Annotated in this window: 9 protein-coding genes and 2 pseudogenes; all 11 read right to left on the bottom strand. The window is 70.6% G+C overall.

Going from position 1 to position 9,601, the window contains the following annotated elements; translation table 11 throughout:
* Positions 1-156 precede the first annotated feature (156 nt).
* A complete protein-coding gene (locus ACWCPI_RS38710) occupies positions 157-1,056 on the bottom strand; it encodes a TauD/TfdA dioxygenase family protein (protein ID WP_451042642.1) in 900 nt (299 codons plus the stop codon).
* A gap of 40 nt (positions 1,057-1,096) precedes the next feature.
* Positions 1,097-1,465, bottom strand: coding sequence for a 4Fe-4S dicluster domain-containing protein (locus ACWCPI_RS38705; protein WP_451042641.1), 369 nt, complete (start codon positions 1,463-1,465; stop codon positions 1,097-1,099).
* Complete coding sequence (locus ACWCPI_RS38700; RefSeq protein WP_451042640.1) at positions 1,462-3,075, bottom strand: FAD-binding protein; 1,614 nt, start codon at positions 3,073-3,075, stop codon at positions 1,462-1,464. The genes ACWCPI_RS38705 and ACWCPI_RS38700 overlap by 4 nt, the downstream gene beginning before the upstream one ends.
* On the bottom strand, positions 3,072-4,427 hold the full coding sequence (locus ACWCPI_RS38695) for an LLM class flavin-dependent oxidoreductase (protein WP_451042639.1): 1,356 nt from the start codon (positions 4,425-4,427) through the stop codon (positions 3,072-3,074). The genes ACWCPI_RS38700 and ACWCPI_RS38695 overlap by 4 nt, the downstream gene beginning before the upstream one ends.
* 73 nt (positions 4,428-4,500) lie before the next feature.
* Positions 4,501-5,517, bottom strand: a complete 1,017-nt coding sequence (locus tag ACWCPI_RS38690; protein ID WP_451042638.1) for an ABC transporter permease — start codon at positions 5,515-5,517, stop codon at positions 4,501-4,503.
* A complete protein-coding gene (locus tag ACWCPI_RS38685) occupies positions 5,514-6,362 on the bottom strand; it encodes an ABC transporter ATP-binding protein (protein WP_451042637.1) in 849 nt (282 codons plus the stop codon). Before ACWCPI_RS38685 ends, ACWCPI_RS38690 begins: the two co-directional genes overlap by 4 nt.
* A 4-nt stretch (positions 6,363-6,366) precedes the next feature.
* A complete protein-coding gene (locus ACWCPI_RS38680; protein ID WP_451042636.1) occupies positions 6,367-7,410 on the bottom strand; it encodes an ABC transporter substrate-binding protein in 1,044 nt (347 codons plus the stop codon).
* A 163-nt stretch (positions 7,411-7,573) separates the two neighbouring features.
* Positions 7,574-7,666, bottom strand: a complete 93-nt coding sequence (locus ACWCPI_RS38675) for a putative leader peptide (protein ID WP_451042635.1) — start codon at positions 7,664-7,666, stop codon at positions 7,574-7,576.
* Between the two features lie 154 nt (positions 7,667-7,820).
* Positions 7,821-8,156 (bottom strand): annotated as a pseudogene (locus ACWCPI_RS38670) (TSUP family transporter); the annotation flags it as partial.
* 71 nt (positions 8,157-8,227) lie between these two features.
* Positions 8,228-9,457 (bottom strand): acyl-CoA dehydrogenase family protein, encoded by a 1,230-nt coding sequence (locus tag ACWCPI_RS38665; protein WP_451042634.1) that lies wholly within the window; start codon positions 9,455-9,457, stop codon positions 8,228-8,230.
* 13 nt (positions 9,458-9,470) lie between these two features.
* A pseudogene (locus tag ACWCPI_RS38660) lies at positions 9,471-9,601 on the bottom strand (winged helix-turn-helix domain-containing protein); the annotation flags it as partial.

Below are 9,601 nucleotides of genomic sequence, written 5' to 3'. Positions count from 1 at the left end.
CCTCGTACTGGTTGTACGTGGGCTTTCGCCCGGTGCGGCGAGAGTGCGTGCCAGGCGTCGCGGGGCAGGCGGGACTTTGCGGACACGACCTAGGGGCGGGCCGCCGGGCGGGAGCGGATGCCCCCGCCCGGCGGCCGCGCGTGGCGGGTGCGGTGCTCAGGCCGCGGTCGGGGTGTAGTGGGCGGCGTCGTCGCCCTCGATGACGTGACTGAGCGTGCCGTCGACACCGGCCGGGACGTCGCCCGCGACGGTCACCCGGTGCAGCAGGCGCGGCAGGTCGCCGTAGTCGTCGGGGGCGTAGTGCTGGGTGATGCGGTTGTCGAACAGGACGAGGTCGCCCGGTGTCCAGGTCACCCGCACGATGTTCTCGGGTCGCGTAACGTACGACTGGAAGATGCGCAGCAGGTCACGGGAGTCGGTGGGGCCGAGGCCCAGGATGCTCTGGGCGAAGCCGCCGATGAACAGCCCCCGCTCCCCGGTCTCCGGATGGACGCGGACGACCGGGTGGGCGGTGCGGTACTTCCGGGAGACGAACCGCCTGCGGTGCTCGGCGGCCTTCTCGCTCTTCGGGGCGGCGTAGTCGTAGTCGTTGGTGTGCACCGCCCACAGCTTGTCCGCCAGCTCCCGCAGCGGCTCGGGCAGATCCCGGTACGCGGCGGCCGAGTTGGCGATGAGCGTGTTGCCGCCGTAGGGCGGGACCACGATGCTGCGCAGCGTGGACGCCTTGGGGGGCGTACGGACGAAGGTGACGTCGGTGTGCCACTGGTTGGCGCGGATTCCCTCGTCGCCGTCGACCGGCAGGATGTTCGGCTGGCCGTCGACGGAGGGGACCGTCGGGTGCGCGGTGGTCAGTTCACCGAAGAGGGAGGCGAAGCGGAGCTGGCCCGCGTCGTCCAGGTTCTGGCCCCTGAAGACGAGCGCCTTGTGTTCCAGGAGCGCTGAGTTGATCTCGGTGACGACGGCGGGGTCGAGGTCGGTGGAGAGATCCACGCCGAGGATCTCGGCGCCGATCCGGCCGCCGATCCTGCGGATGTCGAAGTCGGTGCTGGTGGTCATGCGCGGGTGTCCTTTCGAGTGGCGATCAGTCGGGAGGTCGTCAGGAGGTGATGGGCAGGGAGGTTCCCCGGGACCCTGGCGGGCTGAGGGGAGGGCCGACGGCCCGTAGCGCGCCGGGGGTGCGGCCTCGTCCCCAGCCGATGTGCCGGCGGTAGCTGCCGAGCAGCCCCGTACGGTCCAGGTGGTCCTCGTCGCGGGCGGTGGAGTCGTCGGGCAGCGGGTGGGTCAGGGGCGCGACGAACAGGGCGTCGGCCGGGCAGTTCGCCTCGCACTGGAAGCAGGTCTGGCAGTCGTCGCGGCGGGCGAGTACCGGGATGCCGTCCTCGCCTCGGTCGAAGACATCGGTCGGGCAGACCTTGATGCACTTGTCGCAGGCGATGCAGCGTTCCGCCGAGACCAGTTCGATCATGAGGCCGCCTCCAGGGCTGCGGCTGACGTGGCCGACGCGTCCGTCAGGGGCTCGACGCGGGTCCACACCCGGTCCAGACCGCCCGTCGTGATGCGGTGGTGCTGACCGGGGTCCTGTGCCGGGAAGTCGAGCCGCTTGGCCATGCCGCGGGTCTCGGTACGGGCCAGTGCGGCCGTGTACATCCAGCGGGCGTGTGCTGCCATCGCCGCCGCCTGCCTTGCCCGTACGGTGTCCCCGCCCTGGGCGTGCAGAGAGGCGCGCGACTGCTCCCAGACGCTGTCGAGGACCTCCAACGAGGTGGTGAGCCGGTCGCCGTGGCGCAGGTAGTTCTTCTCGTACGGCAGCACCTCGGCCTGGACCGCGGTGACGACCTCGCGGAAGTCCTCGGCCGGACCCGGTGTTCCGGTGGGCCGGAGCCCGGCCCCACCCACGGCCACCAGGCGCCTCGTGGCGGCGCGTGCGCCGAGCGAGCGGGCGTGGCGGGCCGCGCCCCGGCCGGCCCAGGTGCCGGAGGAGATGGCCCAGGCGGCGTTGTGGCTGCCGCCGCCGGTGAAGCCGCCGCAGATCAGCTCACGGGTCGCCGCGTCGCCGGCGGCGTACAGGCCGGGGACGGTGGTGGAGCAGTCGTCGCCGGTGATGCGGATGCCGCCGGTGCCGCGCACGGTGCCCTCGGCGAGCAGCGTGACGGCGAAGCGCTGGGTGAAGGGGTCGATGCCGAGCCGGTCGAAGGTGAGGAAGAAGTTGGGCTGGGCCAGCCGCATCGCCTGCCGGGCCGCCGAGTCCGCCCGGTCGAGGCGGCAGTACACCTTCTCGCTGAGCAGCGCCCGCGCGATCACGGAACGGCCGCCCTGGCTGGCGGCACCCTCCAGGACCGTGCCGTCCTCGTGGTAGAAGGTCGCGAACGAGTAGAACGCGGTCTTGGTGACGGAGGTGCCCTCGGGCGCGATGCCGTACGCGTTGGAGAACTCCATCCCCGACAGCTCCGCGCCCGCCTCGGCGGCGAACAGCGCGCCGTCGCCGGTGTTGACGTTGCAGCCGAGCGCGCCGCTGAGGAACGCGCAGCCGCCCGTGGCCAGGACGACCGCCCCGGCGCGCACCCGGTACGGCTGCCCGGCCTGCCGCCGGTGCCCCCGGGCCCCGGCGACCGCTCCGGAGGGATCGGTGAGCAGTTCGGTGACCGGGCTGTGGTCGAGGACGCGTGCCCCGGCCCGCTGGACGCGGATCCGCATCCTGCGCATGTACTCCGGCCCCTGGAGGCCGTTCCTGAGCTGTTTGCCGTCGGGCCCGGTCGGGAAGGGGTAGCGTCCCGCCGCCGCGAGCTCGTTCATCCCGGCGTATGTCTGGTCCAGTACCCGGGCCATCCAGCGCCGGTCGGCCAGGTATCCGCCGAGTCCCTCCCTGCTCGCCATGGCCGCCTCCCGAGCGGCGGGCTCCGGGGGGACGTACCAGACGCCCGTTCCGGCGGAGGCGGTGGCGCCGCTGGTGCCGCAGTAGCCCTTGTCGGCGAGGACCACGTCCGCCCCGTCCTGGGCCGCCTTGAGCGCGGCCCAGGTGGCGGCGGGGCCGCCACCGACCACCAGGACGTCCGTGGTGAGGTCGAGGCCGGTCATACGGCCACTTCCTGTCCTGCGGCTGTCGCGGTCAGCCGGTTGGCGGGGCGGGGCAGGCCGTAGTTCTCGCGCAGGGTGCGGCCGGTGTACTCGGTGCGGAACAGCCCGCGCCGCTGCAGGATCGGCACGACGTGGTCGACGAAGTCCTCCAGGCCGCCCGGCAGATGGGGCGGCATGATGTTGAAGCCGTCGGCGGCGCCCTCGGTGAACCACTCCTCGATCTCGTCGGCCACCTGCTCGGGAGTGCCGGCGAAGACGCGGTGGCCGCGTCCGGCGCCGAGGCGGGCGATGAGCTCGCGCAGGGTGAGGCCGTCGCGGCGGGCGAGTTCGGCGACGAGCGTGAAGCGGCTCTTGTTGCCGTTGATGTCCCGCTCCTCGGGCAGCTCGGGCAGCGGCCCGTCCAGCGGCAGTCCGGTCAGGTCGGTGCCGAGCATCCCGGAGAGCTGGGCGAGCCCGTACTCCGGGACCTGAAGATCCGTCAGTTCCTGTTCCAGCGTGCGGGCCTCGACCTCCGTGGAGCCGATGACGGGCGCGATGCCGGGGAGCACCAGCAGCTGGTCCCCGGTGCGGCCGTAGCGGGCGAGGCGGGATTTGAGGTCCTTGTAGAAGGCCTGGCCGTCGGCGAGGGTCTGCTGGGCGGTGAAGACGGCCTCGGCGTACTGGGCGGCGAACTCCTTGCCGTCCTCCGACGAGCCGGCCTGCACCAGCAGCGGGTAGCCCTGCGGGGTGCGCGGTACGTTCAGCGGGCCCTGCACCCCGAAGTACTCCCCGCGGTGGTTGATCTCCCGCACCTTGTCGGTGTCTGCGTAGATGCCGCGTTCACGGTCGAGGAGGATCGCGTCGTCCTCCCAGCTGTCCCACAGTTTGGTGGCGACCTCGACGAACTCCCGCGCCCGCGCGTAGCGCAGCGCGTGCTCCAGGTGTTCGTCCTGCCCGAAGTTGCGGGCCTCGTTGACGGTGCCGGAGGTGACGATGTTCCAGCCGGCCCGGCCGCCGCTGATGTGGTCCAGGGAGGCGAACTTGCGGGCGGTGTGGAACGGCTCGTTGAACGTGGTGGAGACGGTGGCGATCAGGCCCACGTGCTCGGTGACCGCGGCCAGGGCCGACAGCAGGGTGAGGGGTTCGAAGCCGCCGAGGGCGTTGTGGCGGACCTTGCCCCACAGGGCGAGGCCGTCGGCGAGGAAGACGGAGTCGAGCAGGCCGCGCTCGGCGGTGCGTGCGAGGTGCTGGAAGTAGCGCAGGTCGGTGACGCGTTCGGGCTGGGTCCGCGGGTGCCGCCAGGCGGCGTCGTGGTGGCCGGCGTTCATCAGGAAGGCGTTGAGATGCAGCTGACGGGGTCTGGGCGCGGTCATGGGGTTCCTCGGATCGGGGGGCGGCGAGGCGGGCGGGTGACAGGGGGAGAGGGAAGAAGGGAGGGCGGGCGGGTCAGCCGCCCGCGGGTAGGCGCCAGGAGCTGAGCCGTCGCTCGACGGTCACCAGGACCTGGTTGAAGACCACGCCGATGGCGGAGATCGTGATGATGCCCGCGTACATCTGGGGGATGGCGAAGTTGTACTGCGAGGCGTTGATCAGATAGCCGAGGCCCGCCTTGGCACCGATCATCTCGGCGGCGACCAGCACAAGGATCGACACCGCTCCGGCCAGCCGGATGCCGGTGAACATCACCGGTACCGAGGCCGGCAGGATGACCTTCTGGAACAGGCGAGGTGCGGACAGGTCCATCGACTTCGCCAGCTTCAGCAGGGTCGGGTCGACGTGGCGGACCGCGCTGATCGTGTTGAGCAGGATCGGCCAGGTGCACGCGTACACCACGATGGAGATCTTCGAGGTCTCGCCGATGCCCAGCAGCAGGACGAACACCGGCAGCAGGGCCAGCGCGGCGGTGTTGCGGAACACCTCCAGCAGCGGTCCCAGGAGGTCGGCGACGGGCCGGTACCAGCCGATGAGCAGCCCGAGCGGTACGGCCACCGCCACGGCGATACCGAAACCGCTGAACGAACGGGTCAGGCTGGCCCGGGCGTTGTCGGCGAGCTGACCGTCCGCGGCGAGCCCCCACCAGGCGTCGGCGACCTCGCTGAACGGCGGCAGGAAGGTGCGGTCCACCAGACCGGCTCGCGGCGCGACCTCCCACAGCAGGAGCAGGGCCGCGATGGCCGCGGACTTGGTCGCCCCCTTCAGCAGCAGGTACGGCAGTCGACGAACCGTCCGCAGCGCCGTCCGGCGGACACGGGCCGTGAGGGAGGGAGCCCGGCGCGCGTCCGGGGGTGATGAGGCGCCGGGCGTGAGCGCGGTGGATGTGCCGGCTTCAAGGGACGTGGCGGACTCGGCGGGCTTGGTGAGGGAAGGTGCCTGGACCGTTTCCGTCGTGTTCGCCGCGTCGGTCGTGGTGGTCGCGTGGGTCGCGTCGGCCTTCTCTGCTGTCGTGCCGGTCGTGGAGCTCATACGGAGGCCTCCTCCTTCTCCAACTGCTGGGCCCTGGCCACCTCGTCGTGCAGCAGTGACCAGATCTGATGGCGGTGCCGTGCGAACTCGGGACTGGAGCGGAGGTCGTCCGTCGCCGTACGCGATCCGAGGGCGACCGGCACGATCTGCTTGATCCGGCCCGGCCTGGACGTCATGACGGCGACGCGTTGTCCCAGGTAGACGGCCTCGTCGATGCCGTGGGTGATGAAGACGACGGTCTTGCCGGTGCGCTGCCAGATGCGCAGCAGCTCGTCCTGCAGCGACTCGCGGGTCTGGGCGTCCAGCGCGGCGAACGGCTCGTCCATCAGCAGGACGTCGGGGTCGTAGGCGAGGCTGCGGGCGATCGCCACCCGCTGCCGCATTCCGCCCGACAGCTCGTGCGGATGCCGCTCCTCGAAGCCGGACAGGCCGACCAGGTCCAGGAACTCCCGGGCACGTGCGGCACGTTGACGACGCGGCACGCCGGTGGCCTCCAGACCGAACTCGACGTTGCCCTGCGCCGTGCGCCACGGCAGCAGCGCGTACTGCTGGAACACGATGCCCCGGTCCAGTCCGGGCCCCGTCACGGGTTCGCCGTCCAGCAGGATCCGCCCGCCAGTGGGCTGGGTGAGGCCGCCGAGCAGCTCCAGCAGTGTCGACTTTCCGCAGCCGCTGGGACCGACCAGGACGACGAACTCCCCGTCCGCGATGTCCAGGTCGATACCGTCGAGGGCGGTGAAACGGGTGGTCTGCCCGCCCCCCGTACGGTCCTTGATGGTGAAGTCCTTCCGCACGTCTTCGAACACGATCTTGGGCGTCGTGGATTGCGTGGTGGCTTCCGGCATGGGATCAGCTCCCGCTCTTCGTGGCGGAGGACTTCTTGTAGGCGTTGAACTCATTGGTGTAGAGGTCCGACAGCTCGACCTGGCCCTTCTTGATGTCGCCGCGCTCGGCCAGCCAGTCGATCCACAACTGGAGTTCCTTGCCGGTGATCCGGCCCGCCGTCTCGGCGACGCCGTAGGACCGCCAGAACTTCAGCGGTGCGGTGTCCTCGTTGCGGCCGCGCTTCTTCACGATCTCCGTCATCCGAGCGACGATCTCCTCGTGCGGAGTGGTACGGGACCACTCGATGGCCCGCCCCACGGCGGTGACGAAGGTCCGGGCCGTGTCGGGGTTCTGCTTCAGGAAGCGGTCCGTCATCACGTACGTGCCGGCGCTGAACGCTCCGAGCAGCTGGTAGTCCGTGAACAGCGGGCGGATACCGCCGGTCTCCAGGGCCTTGTCGCGCAGGATGCCGCCGAGTACGGCCACGTCGATCTGCTTCTGGCGCAGGGACTGCTCGGTGTTGACCGGGGGCACCACGAGCGGCTCGACCTTGTCGATGTCCGCCTGGGACAGACCGCCCCGCTGAAGGTAGATGTCGAGCATGGCCTCGGAGTGGGCTCCCAGGGTGTTCATCCCTACCTTCTTGCCGATCAGGTCCCGGGCCGAGCGGATCGGGCTGTCCTTGAGGACGTAGAAGCCGTTGTAGGCGTACTTGTCGGCGCCGTAGTAACTGATGACGGCCTTGATGGGGGCGTTGTTGGCGGCCAGTTTGACGACCGCGCCGTTGAAAGCGCCGCCGAAGTCGACCTGCCCGGTGGCCGCGGACTGGATGTCCTGCGGTCCGCTGATCGTGTTGCCGACCCACTTCAGCTTCACGTCCTCCAGATAGCCGAGATCCTCGGCCAGTTCGGGCAACGTGACCTGACCGGCCCAGCCCTGGTATCTCAGCGTCTTGGTCTGGTCCTTGGCGGCCGGTGTTCCGGAGGCGGCCGTGCCGCAGCTCACCGACACCGCCGAAAGACCGAGAAGGGTGAGGAAGTGACGTCGGGTCGATGCCGTCGTGGCCATGGCAGGTTCCTGTTCGGGAAACGGGAAAGGGAAAGGGCAGACGCCGGCGGCCGAGAAGAGATCTCAGCAGAAATGGCTATGTTGAGGGCCGACGTCTGTTGAAAGAAAGCAGCGGCTTGCGCAGAAGCCCACTGTGAAATGGAGCGAAAGGGAGCTGTGCCCGTCAGCGGGTGCGGCGACCGACGGCACAGATGGCGCTGGCCTGACGTCGCAGATCGACGTGCAGGCGCGCGGCGAGGGTCTCGTACTTGCTCACAGCCAAGAGAGTTGCAGCGAAATCCAGCCAGGTCAATGTCGCTTGCGTGTGCGCCATATGTTCTCAACGGTCCGACATGCGAATGAAGCGCGGCGTTCACAATGGTCTGGACGGGCGGTGAGGTGGTGGCTGCCGTTTTATGCCGCCACGGCCGTCAGCGCAGTGACTGCACGGCGTGGAGGGCACCGAGGCCGGTGGCCGGGGCGCCGAGCAGGAGACGCAGTGCCGTTTCGGGCAGCCGAGGTTGCAGGTGCGCCCCGAGGTGGCCGCCGATCAGTCCGCCGAGGCCGCAGGCCAGACCGAGGTACCAGTCGGGGGCGATGTCACCGGAGTGCGTCAGGGACAGCAGCGCGAAGGCCGCGGCCCCGGTCACGGATGTGGCGAACGTGGAGGCGAGGGCGGCCGGTGCCACGCGGGCGACGGACATGCCCCGGCCGACCAGTACGGGGCCGAGGACGGAGCCGCCGCCGATTCCCGGCAGCAGGCCGATCGGCTCAGGTATTTGCGGGACCGCGGATTCGATCCCCGGAACCGGTCTCCCCGAACGTCCCCGCCTCCCGATCAGGCGGGCAGGACGAACGGAGGGTGAGCGCCGTTGAGGAAGTACTCCCCGACATCGCGGAGCCGGTGGGCGACGGGCTCGTACAGGGTGTGGGTTCGGGCATTGCGCCAGAACCGGTCGAAGCCCAGCCGTGCGCAGGTGGAGCGGGCGCCGATGATGTCGAGGGCGCGGGTGGTGGACTCCTGCGCTGCCCTGGCCGCGGCGGTTTCGGCCATGGCCACGAGGGCGGAGATGTCCGCGCACTCGTCGTAGGTGAGGCCTTCGCCGAGTTCAAGGCCGTCCCGCACGGCTTCCAGTGCTTGATCGGTGAGTGCCGACGCGGAGCGGGTGAGGACGGTGAGTTCTCCGTAGGCGGTCTGCACCTGCGGGTCGTGCGGGGTGCCGGTCGGCCAGGCGGGGTGCCAGGGTGCGTGGCCCGTCCTGCTGTACTCACGAGCCTCGGCGAGCACTCCCTCGGCCATGCCGAGAAGGAGCTGGGCGGAGAAGAGACGCCCGACCGGAGATGCCAGGGCGGCCCGGGGCGACAGCAAGTCCTCGTCCGCGGACAGGGAGCCGAGCACGTCGTCGGCACCCACCGGTACGTCGTCGAACTCCACGCTGCCGCCGGCCGCGAGCCGCTGGCCGAAGGCGTCCGCATCGCCGTCGATCACCACACCGGGATGGGCGGGATCCACCACGACGGCGAGTGGTTCACCCGTGTCCTCCCGCACGGCGCGCACGGCGAGACGATCGGCGACCAGGACCCCGGTGGTGTAGCTCTGCCGACCGTCGAGCACCAGCCCCTTGGAGGTCCTGGCCAGCATCAGAGGCGGCTCCTGACGCGCGAAACCGCCGCCCCAGCACCACTGTTCGGCTGCGGACCGCTCCTCTGTCTGCGCGGCGAGAGCGGGCCCGGCGAAGAACCGGGCGCTCCCCGACAGGAAGTAGTGACAGCCGAGCAGTTGACCGATCGCGCCGTCGGCCGCGGCGATCTCCCGGACGACTGCGTAGGCCGTGGGCCAGTCCGCACCGCCTCCCTGGGACTCGGGCGGCGTCAGGAGCGTCAGCAGTCCCGCCTCGCGCAGTCGGGACACCTCGTCGATCGGGGCCTTGCCCGCCTGCTCTCGGGCCGCCGCGTCCGTGGCCAGGTCGTCCGCCGTCTCGCGGGCCACGCGCAGCCAGTGCGCACGGCCGGGCCCGGTTCGGTCGGACGGCGCGACGGGGTGGGACGGCGCGGAGGCAAGGCCCATGGAAGTGGTCTCCTCAAGGTCGGCCGCAGGGCGCGGCGTTGGAGCTCTTCTGCTGGTCGGGCACGTACTTGTAGCCCACGCGCCGAACGGTGACGATGCGGTGCCGGTGAGCCGCACCCAGTTTGCGGCGCAGGCGGGCGATGT

It is taken from the genome of Streptomyces sp. NPDC001920 (assembly GCF_053594495.1).
The sequence above is the reverse complement of the archived record's forward strand: the minus strand, read 5'-3'. Positions and strand labels throughout refer to the sequence as shown.